This window comes from Saccharobesus litoralis, from assembly GCF_003063625.1.
GTDB lineage: Bacteria > Pseudomonadota > Gammaproteobacteria > Enterobacterales > Alteromonadaceae > Saccharobesus > Saccharobesus litoralis.
Map to the genome: position 1 here is coordinate 317,126 of NZ_CP026604.1, position 26,911 is coordinate 344,036.

The window sequence follows — 26,911 nt, forward strand, 5'->3', positions numbered from 1 at the left end:
AAAACAACATACATAGTGCGTAGTTTAGTATTAATTGTAAACAATGCACAACCCACATTTAAATAAAATATTTAAAATACAAACCAATTTAATTAAAAATCAATAAAAAACCAAAACACCCAGGCAAGATAAACACCAATAAAAACAACAAGATATAAATCAAAAAGCATGTGATTTATACTAAAGTAGAGGATATGTATTTTTATGTGTAATTTTTTTTGGTTAAATATAAACAATTAAATTATAATGTTTTGACTTGTTAGAAACTTAACAAACTTATAAAAGTTAGATATAAGAACTAAGACCAATAAGTATAAAAAATTAAATATTTTACAAAAAAAATAAAAATTCAACCTAGCGAAATAATAATAAAATCGATACGTAAATGCTTTTTTATGAGTTATTTTCAGCCAATTTGATTAGGTGGTACCTAATTCATTTTTGCTTGTGGCTTTTAAAAACTATAATGGAGGGCTACCTTGAACTTACATAAAGTCAGTACTATCCAAAATCAAATTTCAGATATATTGCGAACGGAGATTATTTCTGGGCAACTTGGTGTTGGTGATAAACTCAATGAAATTGAACTCGCAAAACGCTTCGGGGTATCTCGAGGGCCCATTCGTGATGTACTCTTGTTATTAGGAAAGGAGGGGTTAACTTATACCAAAGGTAGCTCGGGTACTTTTATTTCTGATCCGTTGGATAATAAAACAGAAAAAATACTGTGTGGAATTCGCCTTAAACTTGAAGAGTTTTCATTAAAACAACTCATTAACACAGCAACTTTTAAAGATTTATTGGATTTAGAATCCATCATATCCCGCATGGATATGTACATGTCTTGTGGGAACAAAGTAGATTGCGTTAATACAACCATAGATTTTCATAAACACTGTGTTGAACTAGGTGGTTGCAGCGACATATTTAATGTCTGGTATCCGATAATTATGCGGATCCATGCCAATATGGGATTGCAATGCCTTGATAGTTTTTGTTTACAAAATTATCTTGATTTATTAGATGGATTAAAACGTAAAGACAGCCATAGTGCAGTTATCGCACTAAAGAAAATTTTAAAACCTTAGTCTTAATTTTTCTTAAAATAACTGTTATTCGCTGGTATTTTCTGCCATTAAAAAAGTATATACCAATCGATTTCCTGCGCTAATATTGCGGTTGGCAAGGGTGCGGGTACGCGTAAACTGCCACCACACTTGATCACGCATTTCATCAACTATCGGTCGCCAGCTGGATTCAAACAGCTCGTTAATAATGATTTCACAATGCGGCTGTTTACATTGAACTCGACTAATTTCAATTCCTACGCCTAAATCATGAGTTGTTATAAAATCGGTAATTTGCATTTGCATATTATAACCCCACTCATAATCTTTTTGGCGTTGATGAAAGCCAGTAATAAATTGTTTTAGGCTTGGAGACTGGCGCTGGATCATGCTTTGAATATTTTGTGGAATATGCTTTTTAATGACTCGTTCAACAACCTCTGGCGTAAATTGCTCACCTAATTGTTGGCTTGCCTGCGCGTTTAATTGCAACTTGGGGTTTTGTCCTAGCTGATTTTGCTGTTGCAGCCGCCTTTTTTCGCTTAGTAATTCACTTTTTTCTTGTTGCAGTTGAGCCTTTTCTTGCTGTAATTGTTTTACCTGTTGCTGTAATTGTGCATTTTGTAAACGTAACTGATGGGCCGTTTCAGTTATTGATGGGGTTTGCTGAGTTTCAGAAGAGGTTGCAGGTGCGGTAGCTACAAAATTCTGATTTAGGGAATGATTAGAATTATTCGCTTTTGGTAAAGGTTCAGTTAAGGAGCTCAAACGACTTATCGAATGTTGAACATTAGGGTTAAAATTTTTCTGCGAAAAAAACGATTGGCGTACAAATTCTGTGGTTATACCGGCTAACCAAGCTAACGTTATGATTATTGTCAGTTTAGAAAAATGCATTTACCAATTAACGTAAGCTGGCGAGATCTTGTTGGGTATCTAAATCAAATTTAGCATTTTCTATTAATACGGTTTCAGTCGGCATAGCGGTCAGCAGACCTTGAGCACCTTTATCACCAGTTAATGATTTTAATTGACTAAAGCAATTTGGGGTAAATATGGCCGGCACACCCTTTTGATTTAAGTATTCAGCACAGGTATTAACTTTCGGGTTACGCTGAAAAATCGCTAGCAGTGCCAAGTAATCATTCAGTGTAAGATTGGCTTGGTCAAGTAAACACACCATAATGCCATCTACCCCTTTTAAATTGGTTTTTTTACTCAGTACTGATAAGCAACCAAAAGAGATACTATTGCCTAAACCTTCTCGCCAGTTAGGATTAACAAAATAATTTAAATTAGCGTTAGCAAAAGGCAGCTTAGGAAATATTTCATTCGCATAGGCACCTAATATCACATTAATACGCAAATCAATGTCATGTTGTTTCGCTTGACTGACTAATTTAGTCATTTGATCAATTTTTTTTAGTATTAACGGACTACCACTAATATTGGCCAGTTGCTTACGGCCACCAAACCGCTTGCCTTCACCTGCAGCCATTAAAAGTAGCTCTATCTTCATGAGTTTTGTCTCACTTTGCCTAATTCAATTTATGCTACCTGAGATTTATGACGTATCGACGGCGTTGAATCTGCAGCTTTAACGACACCAGACAATGATCTAGCATCACGTTGTTCAAGTACAGCATGTATCTCAGCTAAAATCGATAGTGCAATCGATTCCGGTAGCTCACCACCTAAGTTTAACCCAATAGGCCCACTAAGTGGTTTGGATAATGTCGATAATTTTGCTGCATTTAACACTTTTTGCTTGCGGTGCTTGGGTCCTAGCATACCAATATAACCCGCACTCGACTTTTGCAATAAACTTAATGCTGCAGCATCAAACTGAATGTTGTGCCCCATCACGACTGCAGCATCGATATTTGACAAAAATTCATGATCTTTAAGATCGTCAGGATGTTGGCGAATAATGGTTGTCGCAGCAGGGAAATACTGCCCTCTGGCATTGTTGGTTCGGTGATCAACTAAGGTAATTTGCCAGCCTAAATTACCCGCCATGGCGACTAATGGTCTGGCGTCAATCCCTGCGCCAAATACGGCTAAATGCGGTTCAGCTTTTAAGGGAATTGACAGAAAACCTGACGGTTCACTTTCACTTTGATTAGCTTGTTTGAGAATAGTATTTGCTGTTTCCGGCTTGTTTAAGTTAATTGTATAAGTTAGCGTTTGCCGCTCGGTTAGCAATTTTAAAACATTCGGCAAGTGATGGTATTGATTATCTTGATTTAAAGGTTGCAACAAAATACGCACCATACCACCACAACCAATACCCAGCTTCCAACTAATATCATCTTCCTCGCGCATATCGTATTGGATGACTTTTGGCAGTCCACTATCCATGACTTGTTGCGCTTGGCGCATAATATCGGCCTCAAGGCAACCTCCGCTTAGTAATCCAAAGTATTGGCCTAAATTGTTAATGAACAACATAGCACCCGCTTTACGATAAGAAGAACCTTGCGTTTCAACAATAGTGCCCAGTACCCAATCATGGTCGTCTTTTTGCTTTAACCAGTTAGCTAGCAAAGCACTAATTTGATTTGTCATTGCGGCTTCTCCGAAAATTGGCTAGAAGGTTTAAGCAAAGTTAGTTTCCGTTTGCGGTCGTAGCACTAACTCATGTACATGAGTTTTATCATTGGTTTGCAGCATATATATAATGGCATCGGCTACGTCTTCAGCGGTTAAGTACTGTGGCCGATCCACATCACGAAAATCAGTATCGACTCCACCTGGGTAAATCGACAGCATTTTGATACCATCTTCGCGTAATTCTTTGCGCATCACCTTTGTGTAGGCATCTATCGCGGCTTTAGATGCGGTATAGGCTGCAATATTAGTATTGGAGTACAAACAGGTCGTCGACAGCACATTAATCACTGTCCCTTGTTTGGCATTTTGCATAGCCGGAATACATGCCTGCATAAAACGAATAGGCGCGTAACAGTTAACTTGCATTTGCCAATTAAGCGTTTCTATAGGCACCAAATGCCCTGCCTCACGACTATTATTTAGACCTACACAATTAATTAAAATATCAATAGGTAAAACTTCGCTGGCTGAATCACAAAACGTTTTAACTGCAGTTTCGTCGGTTACACAAAACGCTTGGCTAGTGACGACATTTTCACTATCCACCTGAGTTAATGTCGTTGCCAGTTTGTTTTCGCTCCTACCCGTTAAGCTGAGTTGATAGCCTAAATCACTCAACTTCATCGCTAATTGGCGACCAATACCAGAAGACGCGCCGTTTATTAAAATATGTTTTGTCATTGTTTATTGTTTGCTAAATCAGTTATTCCTAACCTTAACCAGTTCTAGGCTCAGGTTCACTAAAATTTTTGTAAAGTTTGTCGCGAGTACTTGTAGATCAATCTCAAACCCACACCCAAACATCATTATTATTTAAACATATCATGTTTTGTGGTAATTTTTTAACCAGATTTACAATTTTTAAACGAAAGCAACAATGACTCGCGATCATTACTGGATCAGGTAACACAACATGATAGAAATTAAAGTTAATAACGAAACCCACAGGGTAGATGCCCCAGACGACATGCCTATACTTTGGGTGTTACGCGATCTACTAAATAAAAAAGGCACTAAATTTGGCTGTGGCATGGGCCTATGTGGTGCCTGTACTATTCATGTAAATGGTCAAGCTGTACGCTCATGTATTACTCCTATTGCCGTCGCTAAAGGCGCCCACATTACTACAATTGAAGGATTAGACCCTAAAGGTCAGCACCCAATACAAATTGCATGGCAAGAAAATAACGTGCCGCAATGTGGCTATTGCCAGTCTGGGCAAATCATGAGTGCAGTTAATCTACTAAAAGATAAAACCAAACCAAGCGAGCAAGATATAGACAATGCCATGTCTGGCAATATCTGTCGCTGTGGCACCTACCCAAGGATCAAAAAAGCAATCCAACAGGCCGCCGAAATAATTAAAAATACTGAGGCGCAATCATGAATACTTTTATACTAAATAGACGTGATTTTTTAACCTTAACTGGCATTTCGGGCACTGGTTTATTGCTCGGCTGTACGGCCTCAATCGACCCTCAAACTCCGATAGTGCCACTAGATACTACCCCACAGTCACTTAATCTATTTGTAGCTATACGCCCTGACAATACGGTTGATATTGTCAACCACAGATCAGAAATGGGCCAAGGCGCCAAAACAGGCGTTATTCAAATGATTGCCGAAGAACTAGAAGCCGACTGGGATAAAATTAATGTCATTCAAGGTTTAGGTAATCGCGATTACGGTAGCCAAAATACAGACGCCTCCAGCAGTGTTCGAAAATTTTACACTAAGTTAAGACAGGTAGGCGCTTCTGCTAGAACCATGCTCGAACAAGCAGCAGCTAACTACTGGCAAATTGAATTGAGCCAAGTAAAAGCCCAAAACCATAGAGTCACCAACCAAATTAACGGCAACTCATTGTCATTTGGTGATTTGGCCGAATTAGCCGCTAAACAGGCCATCCCCGATGCAAAATCGCTAACCTACAAAAAAACTAAAGCATTTAAACTCATTAAGCAGTCTATACCGATAGTCGATTTACAAGATATGACATCAGGCAACACCACCTATGGTATCGATGTTGAATTACCCGATTTATTAATAGCCGTTATCGCTCGCTGTCCTGTTTTGCATGGCAAAGTCGTTTCGTTTGATGCGACAGCCACCAAACAAATACCTGGCGTTGTCGATGTTATTCAAATGCCGCAAACCGCCAATCCCGTTTTATTTAAACCCGTTAGTGGTGTTGCCGTGCTTGCCACTAATACTTGGGCAGCGAAAAAAGGTCGCGATGCGCTAAAGATTAAATGGGACCTAGGTAGCAACAAAAATTACAATTCTGACAAAGCATTAAATGAAATGTTAGATCGAGCAAAACAAAACGCAAAAATCACAGCATTTAAAGGTGATATAAAACAAGGGTTTAGCCAAGCCAAAACCATCATAGAAGCACAATATCAAGTGCCATTTGAAGCCCATACTCCCATGGAGCCGCCAGCGGCAACCGCTTATGTGCAACAAGACAATTGTGAAATTTGGGCGGCGACGCAAAACCCACAAGCGGTCATGAAACACGTCAGCGCCCTATTAGGCATAAAACAAAATCAAGTTAAAGCCAATGTAACCTTATTAGGTGGTGGCTTTGGCCGCAAAGCCAAAGCGGACTTTGCAGTAGAAGCGGCGTATTTATCGCAACAATCGGCTAAACCGGTAAAAGTGGTGTGGACACGAGAAGACGATATTCAAGCCGGCTACTTTCATGCTGGCTCTGCGCAATATATCAAGGCTGGAGTCGACAATAACCAGCAAATCACCGCTTGGTTACAACGAACCGTAATACCCACTATTGGTAGTACATTTAATGCCAAGGCATTTGACCCACAAAACTTTGAACTTTCTATGGGCTTTAATGATTTACCCTATGATGTTCAAAACCTGCAAAGCGAAGCCACTGGTGCACCAGTTCCGGCTCGTATAGGTTGGATGCGCTCAGTCTGTAATATTCAACACGCTTTCGCCATTCATAGCTTTATTGACGAACTGGCCCACGCCCAAGGTATTGCACCGAATCAATTTTTACGTCAAGCCTATGGGCAAGATCGCCAAGTAAACCCGTTTAACGACTTTAACTTTAAAAAATACGGTAACTACAGTGAAAAGTTTAAAAAGCACCCTATTTTAACGTCTCGCTACAAAGGCGTTTTAGACAAACTAGAGCATTTAGTTGACTTTGCACAACCCTTAGCGAGCGGCCAAGGCTGGGGCTTAGCCATTCACCGCAGTTTTGTTTCTTACGTTGGGGTTGCGACCAAAGTCGAAATTAAAAATAACAGATTACGCGTACTCGACTGTAAAGTCGTTGTCGATTGCGGAATTGCGGTTAACCCTGATAGAGTTAAAGCACAAATGGAAGGTGCCATCGCATATGGATTAACGATAGCGCTACAAGCTAAAATTGATTTTAAGCAAGGTGCGGTAAAACAGTCCAATTTCCACGATTACCCTCCACTGAGGATCAACCAATGTCCGAAGATTGAAGTTGTCATCATAGAATCTGATCACGCACCGGGTGGTGTCGGTGAACCAGGAGTTCCGCCCGTCGCGCCAAGTGTGACCAATGCCATTTTTGCGGCTACGGGTAAGCGGTATCGAAAACTGCCGTTAAATCAGTATTTCAGTGTTTAACCCTGACTTGTGTCTTTGCTTTTCTTGTGAAGCCGATAAAACCTAAACTTCGAAACCCGTATTATACGGATTTCGAGGTTTGTCCCACCCATTATGTGACTGGTCGCATAGGCATTCGTATAGTGTTGGGTATATATTCCTACCAAGTATAATTTTACTCTTTGTTAACAACGCGCTATCGTATCAAGATAATTGATAACAACATACACATAACAATTTAAAATTAGTTTAGCTTAGCCACGAGAGTAAACCATGCAACTTAAAATAAACAACGAAACGCATCAAGTCGATGCCCCCGATGATATGCCCTTGCTTTGGGTGCTACGTGATCTATTAGGTAAAAAAGGCACAAAATTTGGTTGTGGAATGGGTCAATGTGGCGCGTGTACCGTGCATATTAATGGCCAAGCGATGCGCTCATGCATAACACCTGTTGCCGTTGCCCAAAATGCCGAAATCACTACTATCGAAGGCGTCGATGAAAAAGGTAATCACCCTATTCAAATTGCTTGGCGCGACAATAATGTACCGCAATGTGGTTATTGCCAATCGGGGCAAATCATGTCCGCGCTCAACTTATTGCAAAATAATACTACACCCTCAGATGAAGATATAAATAGCGCGATGTCGGGCAATATTTGTCGCTGTGGCACTTACCCCAGAATTAAACAAGCCATAAAAGACGCAGCCAAGGTTATGGATAAAAGCAAAGGGGCTAAGTCATGAATACCTTTAAGTTAGATAGACGCGAATTTTTAACCTTAACTGGGATCGCAGGCAGTGGGTTATTATTAGGTTGTAACGATAAAGCGACTTCCGGCAAACAATTGTTTGGCCAATCCAGTGAACCGCAAAAACTCAATGTATTTGTGTCAATCAGGCCTGATAACACAGTCGATATTATTAACCACAGATCAGAAATGGGCCAAGGTGCTAAAACCGGTACCATTCAAATGATCGCCGATGAACTCGATGTCGACTGGGAAAAAATCAATGTCATTCAAGGGTTAGGAGATAAAGCTTACGGTAGCCAAAATACTGATGGTTCTACTAGCGTGCGGCAGTTTTATTCTAAACTGCGCGAAGTCGGTGCCTCAGCGCGAACCATGTTAGAACAAGCTGCGGCAGAATATTGGCAAGTTGATAAAACCAAAGTTCAAGCAAAAAACCATAAGGTCACTAACTTAACCAATGGCAATACGCTCAATTATGGCGATTTAGCAGAGCTCGCAGCAAAACAACCTGTGCCCGATGTTGCTAGCCTTACCTACAAAACACCAGAGCAATTTAAATATATCACCAAACCCGTGCCGATTGTTGATTTACATGACATGACAACCGGTAACACCACGTTTGGTATCGACTTTGAAATGCCGGGCTTATTAATAGCCAGTATCGAACGCTGCCCTGTGTTGTACGGCAAAGTGAAATCGTTTGATGCCACCGCCGCTAAAGCCGTTCCTGGGGTGGTTGATGTCATCAATATGCCAGACACTGTCAAACCTGTGGTATTTAATGCTGGTAGTGGCGTGGCAGTTATCGCAACTAATACTTGGGCCGCAAATCAAGGGCGTAAAGCCTTAAAAATAGAATGGGATTTAGGTGAAAATAAAGATTTCGACACCGAGGTCGCGTTTGCAGATATGGCTAGCAAAGCACAGAATCCAGCAACACGCAGTGCCGAAAAAGGCGATTTAGCGGCCGGTTTTGCTAAAGCCACAAAAACCTTAGAAGCTAATTATAAAGTGCCATTTTTAGCCCATGCCCCAATGGAGCCTCCCGCAGCTAGTGCTGTAGTAACCGATACCAGTTGTGAAGTTTGGGCCGCAACGCAAAACCCGCAAGCCGTTATGAGTACAGTTGCAGGCTTGGTTGGCTTAAAACCAGAACAAATAAAAGTCCATGTCACCTTGTTAGGCGGTGGTTTTGGTCGTAAATCAAAAGCCGACTTTGCTGCCGAGGCCGTTTATCTTGCCAAAAAAACCGGTAAACCCATTAAAGTGGTATGGACACGGGAAGATGATTTGCGGGTTGGCTATTTCCATGCTGGCGCAGCCGCTTATATCAAAGCTGGGGTAGACGACAATGCCAATATTACCGCTTGGCAACAGCGCTCTGTAATGCCAAGTATTAAAACGACGTTTTCCCACAACACCGAAGACATGTTAGATGTTGAACTAACACTTGGCTTTAACGACATTCCGTTTAAATTAGAGAGTTTGCAAAGTGAATCTTCCGGTTATGTTAATCCGGTGCGTATAGGTTGGATGCGTTCAGTTAGCAATATTCCACATGCATTTGCATTACATAGCTTTGTTGATGAATTAGCCCACGCGCAAGGAATACCGACTCGTCAATACCTACGCCAACTTTACGCTGAAGACAGGCTGGTTAGCCCACCAAATGATTACGGGTTTAAAAATTACAAAAACTACGATGAAAGCCTAGAGCGTCATCCTGTCAATATCGCGCGCTTTAAAGGTGTGTTAGATAAGCTTGAAGCCCTAGTTGATTTCGACGAGAAATTGCCGGAAGGTCAAGCGTGGGGGCTTGCGATACATCGTAGTTTTGTCAGTTATGTTGGTGTCGCCAGTAAGGTACAAGTTAAAAACGGCAAACTGACGGTATTAGAAATGCAAAGTGTTATCGACTGTGGTGTGGCCGTTAACCCAGATCGCGTTACCTCACAAATTGAAGGGGCCATGATATTTGGCTTATCTTTGGCTCTGATGGGTAAAATAGAGGTTAAAGAAGGCGCCGTGGTGCAATCCAACTTCCACGACTACCCTGTTTTGCGTATGTCGCAATGCCCAAAACTCAATGTCGAAATTATTAGCAGTGAACACTACCCTGGTGGCGTAGGAGAACCGGGTGTGCCTCCTGTTGCACCGAGTTTAGCCAATGCCATATTTGCGGCTAGCGGTCAGCGCTATCGCGAGTTACCGCTAAACCAATATTTACAAGTTTAGCCTTAGGCCAAAAAACAAAAAGCCGCCAGATAAAACTGGCGGCTTTTTTATTTAGTAACAAAGGTTTGCAGGCTCTGCAAGCATAAATACCAATGTCGTTAACTTAAGCCAACGTAGGTTGGTGCTGAGCTTGCGAAGCCCAACACAAGCCGCGGTTTTGTTGGGCTTCATTCTTCAGCCCAACCTTCTATGAAGGACAGGAAGTCAATACCCAACCTTTAATTTATAAAAATCTCTTATGCTCTTTCTTCAAACCATAAGCTTTTTCCCATTTTTGAAGTTAATCAATTGCCCAGATTAATTTATTCGTGCTACTCAACATCAAGTGTGAGCGCAACCACCTTCTATCCGTTCCAGCCCTAAGCTGGCTACCTCAAACTGCATTCGTATGTGCAGTGAAATCTGGTTGAAGGTGCCCCTTCTACAAAAACGGTCAAGCTTGGCTTACCAAGGTTGGGCACGAGCACCTTCTCACAATCGTTAACGTTAATTCCTTATGTGTTTGTTGTCATTTGTGACTGCCTCTGTGCAATTAACCTTCCGTTAATTGTGCACCCTCGGGAATAACACCATGCTCAAGGTAACGCCACAGAGCCACTAATAATTTTCTCGCGAGCGCGACTATTCCCACTCTTCGCATCCGCTTGCTGCCTTTGTCAAAGCGCTCCTTAAACCATTGACTTAATTTGCTGCCTTTTTGGTAACGTAACCACAGCCAAGCAAACTCTATCATGACCTTGCGCACCCGCTTATTGCCTGCTTTACTTATTCCCTGTTCGCGTTGGCTGTCTCCGCTGTCATAAGGTGTTGGAGTTAATCCCGCACAACTCCCCACTTGCTTAGCGTTTTTGAAATCTCGCCAGCTAAAAAATTCTGCAACTAAGTACCAACTGGTTTGCCATCCTACGGCTTTGAGTTGCATCATTTGCTCTATCTGTTTTTCCATACTGCCGTCTTGGGCTTGGGTAACTCGCTCTTTTTGTAACGCTTCAAGTTCTTTCACTTGATTATCTACCATGACATAGCGCTCGTATTCGCGTTGTAATTCGTTCTTCGTATCAACTGGAATGTCATACCCCGTGACGGCGCCTTTAAGTTTAGGCAGTAATGTTTTTAAATCTTTTATGTTTGCTAGCCGTATGCCATGCAGAAAAAGTAAAGATTTTATCCTTGTTGAATGCGCCCCTCGCTCTTCGATTAATCGCCCTCGTTCGCGTTGTAATCGTCGTTTATCTTCTTGCTCAACAGTCGGAACTCTAACAGGCCTCATTGCCGTCAAATCACCCGAACAATAACGAATGAGTAGTCTGTTTAAGGCTTTTACGTCCACACCATCACTTTTGACTTGGCGTTTACGCCGATTCACTTCAATAGCGGCTGAGTCAATCACATAATTGGTGATATTTTCTTTTTCCAATGCTCTGTGTATCCAAAAGCCATCTCGACCCGCTTCGTAACAGCTAAAAACCGGACAGTCTGGTGTGCATTTTAGTTTTTCTTTTGCCAGTTCAATTTCTGCAAGTAGGCTATTCCAATCACCAGCATCAATCGTTTTCTGTCTGAGCTTAACTTTATTACTAAACCCTAGCTTCCAACTTTTTGCACTTAATTCAAAAGCAAGGTACAAAATATTTGAATTTGCGTTATCTTTATCTTGAAGGACAGTATTCATCTTTATTCACCTTTTTTGGTTTTGTCACCTTAAGGTTAGTCGATATACTGTCCTTCATAGTTTCTACCAAAAATCGTTAACTTAATGGCATTGGCATAAATACTCACCCAGTGTGTTACGAGTTACCAACAGTACAAGGAAGGCTGGAAGGTAACGCAACTATATAAAACATGATGGTTTGGCCCATCCCATCGGCATTCAGGTGCAGGTGGAAACCACCTTATGCGGCATTGGTTAAGAGTCACTGTCGTGAGCGATAAGGGAAAGGCAAACACAATGATTTGTCAGGTGTGAGTTAAAGAGACGAACAGCGTAGGTGTCGAAATATTTAACCGTTGCATCCCGAAACCAAGCTACTGGGTGGAGTTTGGGAAGAGCTTAGAGGCAACCTGATTACCAACTAAGCGGGAGCCGGCAAAGAGCTGACGTGAATTTAACTCGGGGTTTTATATGGAACGTAAGAACCAGTCGTTTTGATGTTAACAGATATCCTCGAATGGAAACCCCATGAGAGCCAAGTCTGAATGCAAAGCACTGGGGCGGAGCAATTCGTAGTAGTGATGATGATAGCTGTAATGGTTATCTAGCGAAGGGATTGCCTCGTTTTAAATGAAACTTTCATCAACTGCTGCAGCAGGAGGAATGATTGAATTCAGCAAAACCATTTAGTATTTCGAAATGGACAGTTTATGAAGCCTGGTTACGTGTAAGAGCCAACGGTGGAGCGGCAGGAATTGATGAGCAATCGATGAGTGATTTTGAACAGGACTTGAAGAAGAACCTGTACAAGATATGGAATCGAATGTCATCGGGCAGCTATTTTCCACCGACGGTGAAGCGTGTCGAAATCCCTAAGGATAAGGGCGTTCGAGTACTAGGCATACCCACGGTATCAGACCGAGTTGCACAGATGGTCGTCAAGATGGAGTTGGAGCCTGAATTAGAATCGGTATTCGATAATGATTCTTATGGTTACAGACCTAATCGCAGTGCACATGATGCATTAGCGATAACGCGCCAGCGGTGTTGGCGATACGACTGGGTGATTGATTTAGATATCAAAGGCTTCTTTGATAACTTGGACTGGGTGTTATTGGGCAAAGCGTTACGCAAACATACCAATAACCCATGGGTATTACTCTATATCGAACGTTGGCTTAAAGCGCCAATGGAAACCTCGGATGGTCAGATAATAGAGCGAACGAAAGGAACACCACAAGGAGGCGTGATAAGCCCATTGCTAGCCAATTTGTTTTTACACTACGCATTCGACAAATGGTTGCGAAGAGAACATCCACATGTTCAATTTGCACGCTATGCGGATGATGCAGTGGTTCACTGTCGTAGTGAGCAAGAAGCAAAGGCGTTAAAGCAAGCTATTGAGCAACGCATGTTAGATTGTTGTCTAGAATGTCATCCAGAGAAAACTAAACTGGTTTACTGCTTTGATGAAGGTAGACAAGAAGCACATGAAGTCATTAGCTTTGATTTTCTTAGTTACTGTTTCAGGCCAAGGTTAGTAAGGAATCGGTGGGGTCGCATGTTTGTTGGCTTTACACCTGCTATTAGCCCTAAAGCGAAACAGAAAATTAGAGAGAAAGTTAAAGCGCTCAAGCTACATAAGCAAACGGGGTTAACGATACAAGAGTTGGCGTATAAGCTTAATCCGATGATAAGCGGGTGGATAAATTACTTCAGTCGGTTTTGGAAAACAGCATTAAGGCCACTTATGTCTTGGATAAACCTTAAATTGTTGAAATGGGCGAAGAAGAAATACAAACGGCTGAAATTCAGTTACCAAAGAGCAAGAAAATGGATGCAAAGGGTGTGTAATACACAACCGTATCTATTTTCTCATTGGCAATTTGGTTGCAGGCCGTAAATGGTGAAACGAGAGGAGCCGTATGAATTGAGAGGTTCACGTACGGATCTGTGAGAGGCTGAGGGGGAAGCTCCCTCGGCCTACTCGACCGAAAATCGGTAGATTATTACCTTATTCAAAGATATTAAACGAACTATGGCTTATCACTTTCATAACGCTTAATAATTACAAACAAACTATGAAAATGGTGGTTAAATGATGACTTTTTAAGAGGTTAAGGGATAGCAAAGTTGCAGATAATCAGCAAGATTGAACAGTATAGAAATGAAGTAAATTGAAGTTAAAGTAAGACAGGCTAGCTAAGCTAGCCTATCTTTAAATCTTATAAAGCAGTGATGTTTTCTGCTTGCGGGCCTTTTTGGCCTTGAGTAACAGTAAACTCAACTTGCTGACCTTCAGCTAGAGTTTTGAAACCGTTACCAGAAATAGCGCTGAAATGAGCGAAAACGTCTGGACCTGATTCTTGTTGAATAAAACCAAAACCTTTAGTTTCATTAAACCATTTAACGGTACCTTTAACGCGATCTGACATAGTGATGTTTCCAAAAAAATAAAATTGTTACTAATCCGCTGTAATAAGTTACAAGCTTTTAAAGCGGTGTTGATAGCTAAAAAAACAAATTAGTGTTTAATACAGCAGGACGGAGTTACTACGAAGAAAACAGCGAAATGGAGTAATAAAGCTAAAATTTCCTAGCCGATGTTTATCTTACGCCCGTTCTTTACGAATTACTAGCGCTTATGTTAGATAAGTCAGAGTTTTTTTAATTTTTTTGCTGTAACGTCAGCATCTCGTGCGCAAAACGCCGGCCAATCGTCTCTACACTGGCAAAATCAAAATGTAATTTATCTGGCGCATGAAGATCATGAGTGCTGACAACGCCTGTATTTTCAACCCAATTAGGCAGTTGTGCTATTTGCTGGTTAATCGCTGGCATTTGATACACTTGTGCTGCAACAAAAGGTATATGGGGTAATGCTAAGTCTTGGCGTAATCGGCCAACTAAATCGCTCAGTTTTTCTAAGTAGCCTTTGGGTTGCTTGACATCAGATTCACCTTGCAACCACAAAATACCCTTTAAGGTGCCATATCGTGTAGCCAATTTTGCCCGAGCGATTGCATCTTTATAATATTGACAATCATCACACCATTGCTCGATTTTTGTTCCGCCACGCGCATTCACCACTAAGCCAATTTTGTTAGCCGTTTGATTGTGTAGCATAGTTCGAGCAAAACTTAATCCTGGCCCTGCTTTTTGCATACTGACTTTTTTACGAATAGTCGAATATAAGTTTAACGGATGCTGCGCAGGTATCATTTGCCCCTCGCCATTTAACACAAAAGCTTTGGCTGCAACTAAGTGCTGATCTTCCGTTAAAGGCGGTTCTGCTGGTATAGGCGCCCTGCCCGCCATATTCGATTGGCCAATCAACAAATAAATATCCATATTTTTCTGCTTGTCTGCGTTATCGGGTAAATAACTACAAGATTGCAACAACCATACTGTTGCTATAAGTAAGAGTTTTTTCATTGTTTTATATTTTTCTTAGCTAAAATATTAAATAAATGGCTAACGCTATGACTAACCCCAAACTGATTGCCCAAGTAAGGCTTACAAATTTAAGCGCTTCTGGATTATTGGTTATGCTATGCGTGGTTTTGTTTTTTGGTTTTCTTCCGGTCAACATGGCTTTAATCAAGTTATCCTTTTTCACTAGTACATAAAAAAACACCGCAACCAAATGCAACCAAATAGCCGCTAAAATCAAGTTAAAATTAATAGCATGCCACTGCGTTAATTGATCAGAAAAGGCTTTACTCACATTGTCTGCCAAAGCGCCACTAAAACCTAAATCGTTATTGGCATACAAGCCAGTTACCACTTGAAACAATAAAATGCCTAATAAGCCAATAACCATCCACCCACCAGACGGATTATGGCCAGTATAATGTTGAGATTGGTTATTCAACGAGGCGCTTAAGTATTGAATCGCCGTTGTTGGGCGTGTCATAAAATGACTAAATCGCGCTGTTGTAGAACCAACAAAACCCCAAATTAGCCGAAATACAATTAAGCCCAACAAGGTAAAACCAAATATCTCGTGCGCTAAGATCCAGCGGTTTTCTATTGTGATCCATGCCCCTAAAATACAAACAACCAATAACCAATGAAATAACCGCGTGGCACCATCCCACACTTTAATTGAACTCATGATGCTAGCTCCACTCAAAACATTAACTCCGCAATAACTGTCACTTTAATACCGGCTTTTTGTAATTTCTTTTGAATATCTGTTGAAGTTGCACCACTAGACACAATTAATTTTTGTAGGTGTGGCAATAACAAAAATTGCTCAATTGCCTTTGCGCTTAACCCTGTATTCGCAACATTAAGTGTATTTAAATTTTGCATGGCTAAAATAATCTCGACCGATTGTTCACTCACTAATGAGCCAGCAATATTTAAGCGCTTCATATCCTTAACAACAGGCGATAAATCTCGTAATGTTTGATCATTAATCGCCTGTGCTTGGCCATGTGTTTCAAACTCTAAATAATGCGACGTTCGTGCAATATATTGCAATTGCCCGCTATATTGCTGCATAAGAGCTTTAACGTGCGCGGCGTTTTTCTGCCTAGCTTGTTGGATCGCAGCGAAATCAACCTCAGCAAACTTAATTAGTTTAGGTTGACTTGGCGCGTCGGGAAAATCGGCTGCCGTTAATACGCCGGATGCCCCCTGTTCAAGCCACATTTTCATCACGCGCATTTCATCTGGCGTTTGCCTTTCTCGACCATAAGGTGGCATGGCTAATCTATCTTGCGAGGGTAATGCCATGCGTTGATATAACAAACTTTGCTCGCCCCCTGTTAACATATCGCCGGTTTTACCGCCAAATACCGTATGGCGAAAACTGTCTACCCGTAAATCACCTTTGGCTTTATTTTCACCATGGCAGGCAACACAATATTTATTAAAAATAAGGGCTACGCGTTGTTGATAAAAAGAGTGTTCTGTTGCTTGCAGTTTTTCCGATATACCTAGGCGTTCGCGAATAATTTGTTTTAGTTGGGCATCTTGCCAAATAAGGCTAACAATAATGGCCAATGTCATTAAGCCAACGCACACAAAATAACGTTTAGCACTAAGGGGGTTTGGATTTTTCAAAATACGCTCTCTACCGCAACAATTTTTGTGTTGATTTGTAACTATTCAGTATTTCTAACTCTAACAGCGGACTTGTAACCATTTATCATTCACAACATGGCGTCTTGCTCTTTTAGGCAAAACGGCTGGCAGGCTCTGCAAGCATAAATGCTCGCCCGCAAAACTTGATATTTGATAACGCCGAGTCATTACCTTGCTTAACCATTAACTATGCTAAAATTTGCGAAACGATGCGGGCGTCATGCACCCCAGTTAACCGCTGGTTCAGTCCCTGATATGGAAAAGTGAAGGTTTTATGATTAAACCCTAGCAAATATAAAATAGTGGCATGTAAATCATGAATGCTAACCGGGTCTTTCACTATGTCATATCCCAAATCATCAGTTTCACCATGTGTCATACCACCTTTTATGCCGCCACCCGCTAACCACATGGTGTAAGCATTGGGGTGATGATCACGCCCTGCAAACATATTGTCGCGCCCACCGCGATTTTCTTGCATAGGCGTTCGTCCAAACTCTCCACCCCAAATCACCAAGGTGTCATCTAACATGCCTCGTTCTTTTAGATCAGATAGCAACGCCGCTATGGGTCGGTCTATGTCTTTACATTTTTTAGCTAAGCCATGCGACACATTTTCTCTGTCATTAGTGCCATGTCCGTCCCAATCCCAATCAAATAATTGAATAAATCGCACCCCACTTTCCGCCAAACGTCTCGCGACTAAAGCGTTATTAGCAAAACTTTTAACACCTAGCTTGGCGCCATATTTTTCGCGAGTAGCCTCGCTTTCTAACCCAATGTTGAAAGCATCAGAGGCTTCTATTTGCATACGATACGCCATTTCATATTGGGCAATGCGCGTTAAGGTTTCTGGATTACCCATCTCGGCATAATTTTGCTGATTAAGCTCGGCCAAGGCGTCTAAAACCCGACGGCGCAACGGGCGACTAACCCCTTCGGGATTACTTAAATACAATACCGGATCACCTTGCGAGCGACATTTAACCCCTTGATAAGCGCTCGGTAAATAACCCGAACCCCACAATGGTTTGCCACCATCTGGTGAACGCGATCCCGAAATTAATGAAACAAAACCCGGTAAGTTTTGATTCATGGTGCCTAAACCGTAAGTAGTCCACGCGCCAAGAGAGGGCTGGCCTGGTCTTGCGTTACCCGTTAGGGCTAAAATTTGCGCCGGAGCATGATTAAATTGATCCGTATGCATGGATTTAATAAAACACATATCATCAATATGTTTTTCAAGATGAGGAAATCGATCAGATATCCATTTGCCACTCTGCCCCGCTTGGTGGTACGGAAACTGTGAACCCAATAACTTAGGTACGCCCGATATAAAAGCAAAGCGTTTACCTTTTAAAAATTCCTCTGGGCATAACTTACCACTGTATTTTTGCAATTCAGGTTTATGTTCAAATAGCTCCAATTGGCTTGGAGCCCCTGCCATATGCATATAAATTACTCGTTTAGCTTTAGCCGGGTATGGCGGCGCTAAGGGGGTTAACGGTTGACCTAATGGACGTGAATAATCAAATGGGTTGGTTGCTGCATTGGCTTGTTGTGCCAACACAGTAGACAGGAAAGTACCGCCTAACATAGCACCACTTTGTTTTAAAAACTCTCGCCGAGTATGAGTTCGCAATGTTTCTATTTGTAAGGCGTCTAATTCCGCTTGGCTGGCAAACTGTTTATTAAAACGATTTTTCATAATGACTATAACCTCAGTTTTTAGCGAGTTAGCGCAATATCTAGGTTTAACAATACCGAAGCGATGGCTGTCCAACTAGCCAGATCGTTACCTGTCCCCACTTCTTGCTCAGCTAATGTTAGGGTGTGTTTAAGCGTTTTCATTTCAGCTTGGTTAGCGTTTCGACTTAGCAGGCGTTTAAAACCTAAATTAATCGCTATCTCAACACGACCATTAGTAGTAGCTGGCATGTTATTGGCTGTCTCTTTATTAGTCTCTGTATTAGTTGCTATATTAGTCGCTAATCCGCCGTTGTATTGATTTAACATGAGTTTAGCTAGCGCCTGTGCAGCTTCGTGATAAACCGGATCGTTAAGTGTAACTAATGCTTGTAAAGGCGTATTGGTTGGTATTCGACGTGCATGGCTTAATTCACGAGATTCCATATCAAAGGTTTCAAAACTCGGATAGTAATATTGCCGTTTAATAAAGGTGTATACCGCACGTCGATACCTGTCTTCGCCGTGGGCATTTTTCCAATCTTTAATGGTGACACCTTTTCGCCCCCATATATTGTCGGGTTGAGGGGGCATAACACCCTTACCACCCATTTTGCGATTCATTAAGCCGCTAGCTAACAAGGCTTGATCGCGCACCATTTCCGCAGTTAATCTTTGTTGTGGGCCCCTAGCTAACCACGTATTGGTTGGATCTTGCTCGCCCAGTTGTGAGGTTATCTTAGCGCTTTGTTGATAAGTATGACTGGTTACGATTAATTTCAGTAACGCCTTAATGTCCCATTGCATATCATTTTGCAAGGTTAACGCCAACCAATCTAACAATTCAGGGTGAGAAGGTGGTTCACCTATACTGCCAAAATCTTCGAGTGTCGAAACAATGCCTCGACCAAATAATGCATGCCAAAAACGGTTAACCGCCACTCGTGCGGTTAACGGCTGCTCAGGTTTAAAAAACCAATTAGCCATTGCCAAACGATCACGCTTTTTAGCATCAAACACAGGAAATAGCTTTGGTGTATCAGGCGCTAATAGTTCACCCTCTTTAGCCAAAAAATTACCACGGCCAAATAATGCGGTTCCCCTTTGATCCCAAGCGTCTTGTTCATACAGGACAGGCATATTTATTGTGCTTATTTGCGCCAGCTGCTTACTGAGTTCAACATAACGGGTAATCTTTGCAACGCGTTGTTCATCTTTAGCGACGGACGACCATATTTTGTCATCGGTTGTGGCTATGCTTAAACGTCGTACTTTTTGATTTAGGCGATAGGCATCAATACGTAAATATTCACCGGCTTGTAAGGCAATAGGCTCAGCTAAAACGGCCACTGACCAACGAGGGTTAAATAAATGCGGCGCTTGCAAAGCTAAAGCTGAACTCATGTTATCGTTTTTATTTAACGGCCGACTAATATCACCATGTTGTTTAATACGCGCAGCATAGACTTGATTTAGCTTAGGCAGTTGCTCTGCCAATACTTGACTATTTCCAACAATAACACTCGAAAAATCTAATGCTTGTTCAGAACCGTCCGCTTTTACATGCCAAACTTTGGCTTGGCTTAATTTATATCCGACTTCAGGTGTATGCGGCGATGTATTAGGGTTTAAACCTTGCACCATAAAACGCAGTGCCGTTATCGTTGCCGGTGGCTTTTGGCTAGGGTTAATGGTTGTAACGGTTTTAAGATTATAAATAGCCGAGGCGGCTAACGCTTCACTAGTTTCGTACACTTCGCCGTCTTTTAAGGCTAAATCAACCAAAGGTTTATCGGCTAATTGTTGGATAACCTTGTTTAAGTTTTCAACTTGTTCTAGGGTGTTCTTGTACTTCCAAGTGCTTTTATCTTCTATTTTATCTGCTTTGTTTTGCAGATAATCTCGGTTTAATTTAACGGCAGCTAATTCATCAATTTTACCTTCAGCTATGTCTAGCAATTGCCAATTTACTGCTTGATAAACCTCATAACCTTGTTTGGCAATTTGCTGTTTAAGCGCTAGCATTTCCTCTTGTAATTGAAACGCTGTCGTTCTTAATTCAGGATTGCTGGCGTACTTTAAATGCGGTGTATCATTAACCTTATCTGCATCTAACGTGGTATTGAGAAAACTGTAAAATTTATAATATTCATCATGGTTGATCGGATCATAAGGATGAGCATGACATTGCACACAGTTCATGGTAATTCCGTTTAACACCGACCAAGTGGTCGCGGTACGATCCATTACAGACACAACGCGAAACTCTTCATCATCAGTTCCACCTTCGTCATTGGCCGGTGTTTGGCGATGAAATGCAGTAGCGACTAAGTTATCTACACTACGATTAGGTAATAAATCGCCCGCAAGCTGCTCAATAATAAAATCTTTATAGGATTTATTGTCATTAAAGGCCTTTATCACCCAATCGCGGTACGGCCAAGTGGCTCTATATTTGTCCCATGTGTAACCTTTAGTATCGGCATATCGCGCTAAATCGAGCCACAAACTTGCCCAACGCTCACCAAATCGAGGAGAGGCTAATAAACTATCAACATACTTATCATAGGCAGTTGATGACTCATCATTAACAAAGTGTTCTATTTGTTCTAGCGTTGGTGGCAAGCCAGTTAAATCTAATGTCACACGGCGCAATAAACTGGCTTTATCCGCTTTAGGTGAAGGTTTTAACCCCTTGTCGAATAACTTAGCTTGAATAAATTGATCGATCTCATTATTGACCAAACTATTATCTGGCAATGTCGGCGCTTGATATTTAATTGGCTTTTCAAACGCCCAGTGTTCTTGCCAATGAGCCCCTTCAGCGATCCATTGGCGCAACATAGCAATTTCTTGCGGTTTTAACGGCGGGGCTTTATACGGCATACGTAAATTAGGATCAGTTGACTCGACCCGTTCAATTAAGCCAGATGCGTCAGGATCACCTGGTACAACCGTGAGTCGCCCTGAATGGCCTCTAGCTAGCACGTCTTCGTGACTAATAAATGAAACGCCAGATTGCTTACCAACTCCACCATGGCACCCCGTACAATTTTTGTTCAGTATAGGCCGAATATCTCGATTAAAAACTATGCGGTTTTCATCATCTGGCAAAAGTTTTAATTTGGGATCCTGGTTAAAGCAAGCGCTTAATAATAAAGAGCATGCAATAACGACAATTGATACAACTAAACGCATAACGACTAACCTATTAGCGCTTAGCTAATTTATTTTGATTTAACTCAAATTTTAAAACTCGACCATAATTACTGTATTCCGTAATCAATAAGTTGCCGTTAGCATCAAAAGTAATGCCATGTGGTGAGGTAAACACGCCATCACGCCATTTTTCTGGTGGGGTTTTAGGATGGTGACTTTCTTTTTGCCCTGCGGTTTGGTTTGTGCCAATAGTTTGCATAACCTGTCCACTTTTATTTAATAAAGTCACACGACCACCAATTTCAGCAACCGCTACCGTGTTTTGATAAAAACTCATGGCACTTGGGCGGCGTAAATTAGTGGCATATTCTCCAATATAATTACCATCTAAACCTATATGTACTAAACGCATATTTGCCCGATCAGCACAAAGAATTCGATTAGGCGTAAAACGAGGATCAATGGCTATTTTATGACAATTTTTTAATTTCCATGGCGCTTGGCGCCCCGCGAATGTATCAAGATACTGACCATTAGCATTAAATTTATGAATAAAGTCGCGGCCATAACCATCTACCACATACATATCACCATTATCAGCAACAGCCACTGCGGTAAGTTTAAGTTTACGCTCATCTTGCCATTTTTTATTAGGATTAGGCTGATTATGAAACTGTTTTGGGATAGCTGACTTAGCATCAATTTCGAAAATAATATCTCCAGCTAACGTCATTTTAAACAACGTTTGGCCGTATAACCTTGCGCCATATATGTAGTCTTGCGCACCTTCCTTGCGAATCGCAAAACCGTGAATGTCATCCGGTGCACCTGTAACATTACCTATATATTGGCCTTGATCACTATAAACTTGAATACCACCTTTTTTACCCATCATGCTAACGTAAACATCACCTGCTGAACTAACAGCAATTTCACCGTGAGATTTACCAATTTGATCTAGCCCTTCAGGCACTTTTAACCAATTTTTTTGATATAAATATGACTCTGATACATGTTCACCTTGGTGAGCATGAACAGGAGGTTGAATAATTAAGCCAAATAAAATTAAACAGAAGCTATATAAGAAGTGAATAGATGATAAGCGCATTGTTGTACTCAATCCCGTGACAATTTTTTAATGTTTTGTTTTTTGGGATTTATAACAATTGCTTTACGTTGTGACCTTTAAAATAGTGTTTCCACTACCATAAAAATAATGAACAGCATAAAAATCAATAACTTAAGATAAACATCCATGTTAAATAATTTGTTTATTTCAAACAAAAAAATCAATTAAGTATCCTGTTGCGCTTTTAAATTTTGTTCTATTAATTTTTGTTGATAGCGACTCGGAGTAATGCCGGTAGCTTTTTTAAATACGGTGCCAAAATAATTAGAATTATTAAAACCAACCGCAAATGCAGTGTCGGTCACCGAGTGACTCTGCAGCATATTTTTTGCGTGCTCTATACGCAGTTCGGTCAGATACTGGTTGATCGTCATACCCACTTCTTTTTTAAATATTCGCATTAAATAGGAACGACTAACCGACACTCTTTCCGCTAATTGATCAATATCAATATCATTAGCAAAATGCTCTGATAAATAACTTTGCGTTGGTTTAACGATAGTGGTCAAATGCTGAGCTGATTGATCATTGATAAATTTAGAGACCTGCTCCACCTGCTCGCGCACAAGTTGGCTAATTTGTTCAATATCCTCACTTTGTTCAACTTTACGAGTCTGCTCAGAATTAACCGCCAATACCCTGTTTGAATCGCTACCCGCTTGAATAGAGGCTTCAGTCAGTCGGTTTAGTATTTCCCTCACTCTGAGTTTATAAACACTAATGTCACCGGCAGATATTGATTGCAAACCCGCTAAAACGGTTTCTAATTCTGTGTGTATATCAGGACGATTAGACTGAACTAGATAATGTAACTCATCAATTAAAACCGCAGCTTGGCCTTTCATTTGATTGATATTATGAAAAACCGCCCAAATCCAGCAAACAGCGGTAACAATTGAGCCTGCGTAATACAGTAAATAAAACTGCCCCCAATAACTACCAACAGAAAACAACACACAAAAAACTAAACCGCCCAAGGTAAAGGCTAAGAATTGCGGTTGTAAGCGGTTTTGCAAGGCTCGATAAACAAAATAACTACAGGGTAAGGAGCCCAAAACCAAAGACGCCCAAAATTGAAAACGATGTGCTACATCACGCGTAGATGGTAACGGTAACCATTGAACAAGGCTTTCAGGTATAAAAAATTGACGAGTGCCTAAATCATGAAAAACCACGTAACCTAAAGATGCAAAAGCACCCAAAATAAAAGGTAAAACAGATTGCCAACGTTTAAGAGAAATACCGAGTTGTAACACGTTAGCAATCAGCAACGCAGGCATTGCAATGGTAAAAAGTAAGGTTACCCGCGTATACAGTATGGCATCCCGAGTAAAGCTATCTGAGTACTTTTGAATAACAGGCCCAAGCTGGAAAAAAGCCAAACACACTAAAAATGCGATATATAACTTGTAGTCAACCGCGATGCGTTTTCGAACAATGGCTAAATAGCCAGCCGCAATCAAAAGTAGCTGAGCAGAAATTAAAGGTAAAAATAAAATTTTAATGGCGACAATTGGGTCGTCAAACATGAGGGAAGTAAATATTGCTAAGTTCTATTTACAGATTAACGCGCTGGTGTGATTAAAATCAATGAGCTCAACCCTAAAAAATGTAAATTTTTTGTATTGGTCAAAAAGGTAGATCAACCATTCAATTGCTGTTTGAACGAAAAAGCACCCATCAAATTTAAAATAATCTGAACTAAATTAACTCGCCGATGTCATAAAAAATGTGATTGAAATGTGTTTTTCGTGTCTCCCTATTATATCCCGCCTCGTGCGGGATTTTTTTAGTTTTAAAAGGCGATATTCGCGACACAGCGTTTGATGGGTGTCTTGCTATTTTTATTAGCCGTACTTAATTCTTTAAAAGAAACCTACGTAGATCTCGTTCTTGACGCATAACATTTAAAATATAAACTTTGTCGCTATCTACTTTATAAAAGATACGACAAGGATTAACATTTACTTCACGGTAATTTAAGTCCGCCAATTCCTTTGGCCTTTTACCCGACTCCGGATGATTTTCTAATCTAGTTATTTTATCAAATATTTTTTGAGTCAACTTCTTTGCAGCAGATAGGTTGCTTAAAGCAATGTATTCAGCGATCTCGTTTAAATCATCAAGGGCTGGTGATGTCCAAATTACTTCAGCCATTTACTCATTTTCGCTTTTGCTTCTTGGTTTGAAAACGTTTCACCATATTTAATTGCTTGCTCACCGCGTGCAACACCTTCAAGAATTGCCATTCGCTGTTGCATAAACTCATAATCTTCCACATCAACTAAGTAAGCAGATGGTTGACCATGCTCCGTAATTAGTACAGGTTCTTTTGATTTATGTAGGTCAGATAGAATTTTAGTAGCTTGCCGCTTAAGTGTTGTTACAAGTTCAACTCTCATATTAAATCCTATATTCATTTTAAATAAAGTATCACAATAGTATCACATTTACTCTAGGTTACAATTATACCGATTATTAAAACAGACACCCATTATTTAACAAAGCCTCGCTCGGCTTGAAAAAATTGACGATTGGCACCTTCGCCGCTCAGTGGTTTTGTCACAGGCCGAAATTGACTATATAAACGATTATTAAAACAGACACCCATTATTTAACAAAGCCTCGCTCGGCTTGAAAAAATTGACGATTGGCACCTTCGCCGCTCAGTGGTTTTGTCACAGGCCGAAATTGACTATATAAAGGAGGGATGCAGTTCTATTATTACACCCCACCTTTTGTGAATCTGCACTCCGGGCTTGTCCAACACTGGGGTGATGTGTCGACTTCGCACCACATATCCTTATTTGTTATATTCGTAGTCTATTGATTGAAAAGCTGTTCTACCGTTTTCATTGGTAAGAACATACGAATGCGCCCATTATGTTCACACAATACTTCAAAGCCAAACTTCGTATAAAAAGCTTGAGCGGAGTCTGTAAGACAGTCCACAACAATTGCGTATGCCCGCATGTGATGATTCACTTCCCACAAGTATTTCAGGGCACGAATAAGGCTAACCTTTCCTAGTCCAGAGCCATGAAACTCTTTGTGCACTGCTAATTGAGCCAAAAGAAAAACAGGGATTGGATATCTAGGAAGTTTCTTTGCTAACTGTGCCGGTAATGTTTCTCGGCTGATTGAACTTGGTGCAACACTGTAAAATGCACAAATAGCGAGTTTTTGATTTAGCATTGGTTGAGCACTAGGTAAAACCATTGTTCGGCTAATGCCCGCTTGCATGTGCTTTGCAGCTAGAGTTTTGATAAACGTGTTTAACTCTTGCTCACCACAATCAAATGAGTTGCGATCATGCTTTGATTTGCTAAGTTCAACGAACTCTTTACCCCAACTCACTTAATGCCACTTTCATCTGTAAATTTGGCAGCATCAAGCAAAGCTTGATTCGGAGCTTTCGCTTTATTACACGCAGCCATAAACTCATCAAAAACACTGTCTTTGACCATAATGCTTTCATGCTCTTCAATAACTTGAGTCGCATCTTCGTCCATAAGTCTCACAACATATTCGGTAAGACTTTTTAAACCAAGTAGAGCAGATGCTTTTTCGGCTTTTGCCTTGATCTCTTCATCAAGGCGGATATCTAAACGTGCCGTTGCCATAACCCCTCCTATGTACGGATGTATTCCGTAATTTTTGGTGATTATAGTACAAACTTAAAGCTCATTCAATTTATACGGAAGTTTTACAGAACGAGAAAGAATAAAACGGGCTAATAAAATTTGGCTAAAATTAGCGAGGCTCGAGCGGAGCCAAACTTTTGGAATCCGGCTTGAGTGCCTTGTTGAACTAAGCCGCTACGCGGTAGAATATGGTTTTTGGCTAACTTAACAGACTTAAAACAGACACCCATTATTTAATAAAGCCCCCTAACAGACTTAAAACAGACACC

23 protein-coding genes are annotated in these 26,911 nt (G+C 40.9%); 6 read left to right on the forward strand and 17 right to left on the reverse strand.

Features of this window, described 5'->3' with window-relative positions; all coding sequences use genetic code 11:
• Window positions 1-479: 479 nt before the first annotated feature.
• Window positions 480-1,088, forward strand: coding sequence for a GntR family transcriptional regulator (locus tag C2869_RS01135; RefSeq protein WP_108601207.1), 609 nt, complete (start codon window positions 480-482; stop codon window positions 1,086-1,088).
• A gap of 24 nt (window positions 1,089-1,112) precedes the next feature.
• Here the strand turns inward: C2869_RS01135 and C2869_RS01140 are convergent, their stop codons facing one another.
• The 4 genes from C2869_RS01140 to C2869_RS01155 are packed head-to-tail and all read right to left on the reverse strand — an operon-like array spanning window position 1,113 to window position 4,361.
• Window positions 1,113-1,964 carry a hypothetical protein gene (locus tag C2869_RS01140; protein WP_108601208.1) on the reverse strand — a complete coding sequence of 284 codons (852 nt, stop codon included), beginning with the start codon at window positions 1,962-1,964 and terminating at the stop codon, window positions 1,113-1,115.
• A gap of 7 nt (window positions 1,965-1,971) precedes the next feature.
• A complete protein-coding gene (locus C2869_RS01145) occupies window positions 1,972-2,586 on the reverse strand; it encodes a nucleotidyltransferase family protein (RefSeq protein WP_108601209.1) in 615 nt (204 codons plus the stop codon).
• Window positions 2,587-2,615: 29 nt separating this feature from the next.
• On the reverse strand, window positions 2,616-3,635 hold the full coding sequence (locus C2869_RS01150; RefSeq protein WP_108601210.1) for an XdhC family protein: 1,020 nt from the start codon (window positions 3,633-3,635) through the stop codon (window positions 2,616-2,618).
• Window positions 3,636-3,665: 30 nt separating this feature from the next.
• Window positions 3,666-4,361 carry an SDR family oxidoreductase gene (locus C2869_RS01155; protein ID WP_108601211.1) on the reverse strand — a complete coding sequence of 232 codons (696 nt, stop codon included), beginning with the start codon at window positions 4,359-4,361 and terminating at the stop codon, window positions 3,666-3,668.
• Between the two features lie 232 nt (window positions 4,362-4,593).
• Here C2869_RS01155 and C2869_RS01160 point away from each other — a divergent pair, with 232 nt between their 5' ends.
• From C2869_RS01160 to C2869_RS01175, 4 genes are all read left to right on the forward strand, one after another.
• The gene (locus C2869_RS01160; RefSeq protein WP_108601212.1) at window positions 4,594-5,067 is read left to right on the forward strand and encodes a (2Fe-2S)-binding protein; all 474 of its coding nucleotides are present in this window, start codon (window positions 4,594-4,596) and stop codon (window positions 5,065-5,067) included.
• The gene (locus tag C2869_RS01165) at window positions 5,064-7,310 is read left to right on the forward strand and encodes a xanthine dehydrogenase family protein molybdopterin-binding subunit (protein ID WP_108601213.1); all 2,247 of its coding nucleotides are present in this window, start codon (window positions 5,064-5,066) and stop codon (window positions 7,308-7,310) included. The genes C2869_RS01160 and C2869_RS01165 overlap by 4 nt, the downstream gene beginning before the upstream one ends.
• A gap of 252 nt (window positions 7,311-7,562) precedes the next feature.
• A complete protein-coding gene (locus tag C2869_RS01170; protein WP_108601214.1) occupies window positions 7,563-8,036 on the forward strand; it encodes a (2Fe-2S)-binding protein in 474 nt (157 codons plus the stop codon).
• Window positions 8,033-10,279: a xanthine dehydrogenase family protein molybdopterin-binding subunit gene (locus C2869_RS01175; protein ID WP_108601215.1), complete on the forward strand. Its 2,247-nt coding sequence runs from the start codon at window positions 8,033-8,035 to the stop codon at window positions 10,277-10,279. Before C2869_RS01170 ends, C2869_RS01175 begins: the two co-directional genes overlap by 4 nt.
• Before the next feature lie 532 nt (window positions 10,280-10,811).
• Here C2869_RS01175 and C2869_RS01180 read toward each other — a convergent pair.
• A complete protein-coding gene (locus tag C2869_RS01180; RefSeq protein WP_108601216.1) occupies window positions 10,812-11,951 on the reverse strand; it encodes an IS110 family RNA-guided transposase in 1,140 nt (379 codons plus the stop codon).
• 646 nt (window positions 11,952-12,597) lie between these two features.
• Between C2869_RS01180 and ltrA the strand changes: the two genes are divergently transcribed.
• Window positions 12,598-13,833 (forward strand): group II intron reverse transcriptase/maturase, encoded by a 1,236-nt coding sequence (ltrA, locus tag C2869_RS01185; RefSeq protein WP_108601131.1) that lies wholly within the window; start codon window positions 12,598-12,600, stop codon window positions 13,831-13,833.
• A 322-nt stretch (window positions 13,834-14,155) separates the two neighbouring features.
• Here the strand turns inward: ltrA and C2869_RS01190 are convergent, their stop codons facing one another.
• The 12 genes from C2869_RS01190 to C2869_RS01245 all read right to left on the reverse strand — a co-directional run bounded on the left by C2869_RS01190 (window position 14,156) and on the right by C2869_RS01245 (window position 26,621).
• On the reverse strand, window positions 14,156-14,365 hold the full coding sequence (locus tag C2869_RS01190; protein WP_108601217.1) for a cold-shock protein: 210 nt from the start codon (window positions 14,363-14,365) through the stop codon (window positions 14,156-14,158).
• Window positions 14,366-14,597: 232 nt separating this feature from the next.
• Window positions 14,598-15,365, reverse strand: a complete 768-nt coding sequence (locus C2869_RS01195; RefSeq protein ID WP_108601218.1) for a sialate O-acetylesterase — start codon at window positions 15,363-15,365, stop codon at window positions 14,598-14,600.
• 19 nt (window positions 15,366-15,384) lie between these two features.
• Window positions 15,385-16,047 (reverse strand): cytochrome b/b6 domain-containing protein, encoded by a 663-nt coding sequence (locus C2869_RS01200; protein WP_108601219.1) that lies wholly within the window; start codon window positions 16,045-16,047, stop codon window positions 15,385-15,387.
• A gap of 14 nt (window positions 16,048-16,061) precedes the next feature.
• On the reverse strand, window positions 16,062-17,003 hold the full coding sequence (locus C2869_RS01205; protein WP_159083973.1) for a c-type cytochrome domain-containing protein: 942 nt from the start codon (window positions 17,001-17,003) through the stop codon (window positions 16,062-16,064).
• Window positions 17,004-17,211: 208 nt separating this feature from the next.
• Window positions 17,212-18,732, reverse strand: coding sequence for a DUF1501 domain-containing protein (locus C2869_RS01210; RefSeq protein WP_108601221.1), 1,521 nt, complete (start codon window positions 18,730-18,732; stop codon window positions 17,212-17,214).
• A gap of 20 nt (window positions 18,733-18,752) precedes the next feature.
• Window positions 18,753-21,908, reverse strand: coding sequence for a PSD1 and planctomycete cytochrome C domain-containing protein (locus C2869_RS01215; RefSeq protein ID WP_108601222.1), 3,156 nt, complete (start codon window positions 21,906-21,908; stop codon window positions 18,753-18,755).
• Window positions 21,909-21,921: 13 nt separating this feature from the next.
• A complete protein-coding gene (locus C2869_RS01220) occupies window positions 21,922-22,977 on the reverse strand; it encodes an NHL repeat-containing protein (RefSeq protein ID WP_108601223.1) in 1,056 nt (351 codons plus the stop codon).
• A gap of 185 nt (window positions 22,978-23,162) precedes the next feature.
• A complete protein-coding gene (locus C2869_RS01225; protein ID WP_108601224.1) occupies window positions 23,163-24,527 on the reverse strand; it encodes an AraC family transcriptional regulator in 1,365 nt (454 codons plus the stop codon).
• Window positions 24,528-24,855: 328 nt separating this feature from the next.
• Window positions 24,856-25,155 (reverse strand): type II toxin-antitoxin system RelE/ParE family toxin, encoded by a 300-nt coding sequence (locus C2869_RS01230; protein ID WP_108601225.1) that lies wholly within the window; start codon window positions 25,153-25,155, stop codon window positions 24,856-24,858.
• Window positions 25,143-25,400 carry a type II toxin-antitoxin system Phd/YefM family antitoxin gene (locus C2869_RS01235; protein WP_108601226.1) on the reverse strand — a complete coding sequence of 86 codons (258 nt, stop codon included), beginning with the start codon at window positions 25,398-25,400 and terminating at the stop codon, window positions 25,143-25,145. Before C2869_RS01235 ends, C2869_RS01230 begins: the two co-directional genes overlap by 13 nt.
• A 421-nt stretch (window positions 25,401-25,821) precedes the next feature.
• Window positions 25,822-26,355, reverse strand: a complete 534-nt coding sequence (locus tag C2869_RS01240; protein ID WP_108601227.1) for a GNAT family N-acetyltransferase — start codon at window positions 26,353-26,355, stop codon at window positions 25,822-25,824.
• Window positions 26,352-26,621 (reverse strand): type II toxin-antitoxin system TacA family antitoxin, encoded by a 270-nt coding sequence (locus C2869_RS01245; RefSeq protein WP_108601228.1) that lies wholly within the window; start codon window positions 26,619-26,621, stop codon window positions 26,352-26,354. Before C2869_RS01245 ends, C2869_RS01240 begins: the two co-directional genes overlap by 4 nt.
• Between the last annotated feature and the right edge of the window lie 290 nt (window positions 26,622-26,911).

Excerpts from the sequence above, each read along its gene's own strand:
- C2869_RS01215 (WP_108601222.1), bottom strand. The coding sequence starts at position 21,908 with ATGCGTTTAGTTGTATCAATTGTCGTTATTGCATGCTCTTTATTATTA.
- C2869_RS01140 (WP_108601208.1), bottom strand. The coding sequence starts at position 1,964 with ATGCATTTTTCTAAACTGACAATAATCATAACGTTAGCTTGGTTAGCC.
- C2869_RS01165 (WP_108601213.1), top strand. The coding sequence starts at position 5,064 with ATGAATACTTTTATACTAAATAGACGTGATTTTTTAACCTTAACTGGC.
- C2869_RS01150 (WP_108601210.1), bottom strand. The coding sequence starts at position 3,635 with ATGACAAATCAAATTAGTGCTTTGCTAGCTAACTGGTTAAAGCAAAAA.
- C2869_RS01145 (WP_108601209.1), bottom strand. The coding sequence starts at position 2,586 with ATGAAGATAGAGCTACTTTTAATGGCTGCAGGTGAAGGCAAGCGGTTT.
- C2869_RS01170 (WP_108601214.1), top strand. The coding sequence starts at position 7,563 with ATGCAACTTAAAATAAACAACGAAACGCATCAAGTCGATGCCCCCGAT.
- C2869_RS01195 (WP_108601218.1), bottom strand. The coding sequence starts at position 15,365 with ATGAAAAAACTCTTACTTATAGCAACAGTATGGTTGTTGCAATCTTGT.
- C2869_RS01175 (WP_108601215.1), top strand. The coding sequence starts at position 8,033 with ATGAATACCTTTAAGTTAGATAGACGCGAATTTTTAACCTTAACTGGG.
- C2869_RS01155 (WP_108601211.1), bottom strand. The coding sequence starts at position 4,361 with ATGACAAAACATATTTTAATAAACGGCGCGTCTTCTGGTATTGGTCGC.
- C2869_RS01190 (WP_108601217.1), bottom strand. The coding sequence starts at position 14,365 with ATGTCAGATCGCGTTAAAGGTACCGTTAAATGGTTTAATGAAACTAAA.
- C2869_RS01210 (WP_108601221.1), bottom strand. The coding sequence starts at position 18,732 with ATGAAAAATCGTTTTAATAAACAGTTTGCCAGCCAAGCGGAATTAGAC.
- C2869_RS01230 (WP_108601225.1), bottom strand. The coding sequence starts at position 25,155 with ATGGCTGAAGTAATTTGGACATCACCAGCCCTTGATGATTTAAACGAG.
- C2869_RS01200 (WP_108601219.1), bottom strand. The coding sequence starts at position 16,047 with ATGAGTTCAATTAAAGTGTGGGATGGTGCCACGCGGTTATTTCATTGG.
- C2869_RS01220 (WP_108601223.1), bottom strand. The coding sequence starts at position 22,977 with ATGCGCTTATCATCTATTCACTTCTTATATAGCTTCTGTTTAATTTTA.
- C2869_RS01180 (WP_108601216.1), bottom strand. The coding sequence starts at position 11,951 with ATGAATACTGTCCTTCAAGATAAAGATAACGCAAATTCAAATATTTTG.
- C2869_RS01235 (WP_108601226.1), bottom strand. The coding sequence starts at position 25,400 with ATGAGAGTTGAACTTGTAACAACACTTAAGCGGCAAGCTACTAAAATT.
- C2869_RS01160 (WP_108601212.1), top strand. The coding sequence starts at position 4,594 with ATGATAGAAATTAAAGTTAATAACGAAACCCACAGGGTAGATGCCCCA.
- C2869_RS01225 (WP_108601224.1), bottom strand. The coding sequence starts at position 24,527 with ATGTTTGACGACCCAATTGTCGCCATTAAAATTTTATTTTTACCTTTA.
- C2869_RS01245 (WP_108601228.1), bottom strand. The coding sequence starts at position 26,621 with ATGGCAACGGCACGTTTAGATATCCGCCTTGATGAAGAGATCAAGGCA.